Here is a 1,707-nt window from a genome sequence, read left to right as displayed (position 1 = left end):
TTTTTTTTTCCTATTAAATAAAAAACAATTTAAATAAAATTTCATAGATAGGTCAATTAATAATATTAAAATTTAAAATAACTTACCAACCATTGTAGATGCACCATCACTTCCAAAATGAATCAAATTATCTAAATTAAGTTCATTGACTTGAATAAATTTCAACATTTGTTCTAAAATGCTATTTGCAGTACAATTTTCAAGCTCAATTAACCCAATAAATCGTAATACAGGAACATTATGCGACATGTGTTTGGAAACTATTGCTAAATGCTTTTCGTCAGAAATGGAAGTGGTCTCATCAATCATGATACTCCAAAAAGGAGAATTTCTAATTTCACGCCTTAATTCCTGTTTAATTATGTTTGCTATTGATTGTTCTAGCGTTTTTCCTGATTTGTTATTTGTATATGTACCATAATTTGAACGAGTTGAGATTGTATTATCTACGATTTGCTTTGGAAGAGCAAGTACTTGAGGAGAAGTAGTTGTACTTTGATCTTTTAATTTTACTAAATGACATAATTTTGGGTATACGTTTAATGAAATATAATTTTTTGCTGCAAAATAAACACATTGCATTTGTTGAATAATAGTAAGTTTATCTTTATCATATTGCTTTGCAAATCCAGCAATAATATTATTTGCACCTTCTATTTTCTTTTTTTCTGCTATTAAATGATCTTTTACTTTTAAATGTCTATCAATTGTCTCTTTTTTATAAACTGATGTTCCCTTAGCCATTTGATTAGTGAAATTCGGAGCATTAGCAGTTTTTATTCTTTTATCTGCTAAATTATGCGGAATGTGCGCAAATGTGCGGAAAATAAGCGCAAATGTGCGGGAATGTGCGCAGATGTGCGCAGATGTGCGGAAATGCATACAAAAATCTTAAGTTATGTGCGGAGTTTCATAAAATTTGTGCGCGCGCACACTCCGCACATTGAATTTCAAACACTCGGGCGGGCTAATAGTTTCTTTTGGAAGCAATCGATTAATTGTAAAAACTAAATTCAAAAAATTAGATTATCAATTTTTTTTCAATGAATAAAAATAAACAAATAAAATATAAATTAGAAATGATTCTTTACATAATACAGTTGAAGTTTGGTTTCTTCATGGTTTTGTCGAATTTGAACTATTTTTACTAGTAATCGCACGCCGTGCGAATTTCTCGAATTTTAATTGCTCTCGCAACTCATCCAATGCGTTGAAATCGTTGCTAATCGTGAAAATTGAGTTTAATACTTTCAGTTCACCAAAAAAAAGATGTTTAATATCAAATAGAACTGTCAGAATTTTCAGTTTGATAATAAAGTTAGTAAATTTTTGATATCAGATAAAACATTATTGCTTTATTATATCGCGAGTCATTTAGTAAAAATAATGTATTACTTTTTATTTTTTTAAAAAAAAGATTTTATATTCTATTATTATTAACGTTAACGTTATATTTTTGTTATAATAGAAAAGTTTTGAATAAAGACAAGTAATTCTGTATTAAATATGCTTTGATTTAAACCACTTTGAACGTGATAATAATTTTCAGGAATGTTTTCTACAAAAATACATAATCTAAATCATTTCACATTCATCGTAGTGCCCACGCCATATTAACATCATTACACGAAAGTAAAAAATATTACGAAAAATGTTCTCACTATACCAGATCTAGCGGGGTGGAAACCTCCTGTCTACTTGCTTAGT

General features: G+C 28.5%; 1 protein-coding gene. It reads right to left on the bottom strand.

Going from position 1 to position 1,707, the window contains the following annotated elements; genetic code table 11:
* Positions 1–72 precede the first annotated feature (72 nt).
* Positions 73–882: a hypothetical protein gene (locus DMG62_23915; GenBank protein PYY20167.1), complete on the bottom strand. Its 810-nt coding sequence runs from the start codon at positions 880–882 to the stop codon at positions 73–75.
* Positions 883–1,707 lie beyond the last annotated feature (825 nt).

This window comes from Acidobacteriota bacterium (assembly GCA_003225175.1).
Lineage (GTDB): Bacteria > Acidobacteriota > Terriglobia > Terriglobales > Acidobacteriaceae > Gp1-AA112.
This window is presented reverse-complemented; position numbering and strand designations above follow the sequence as displayed.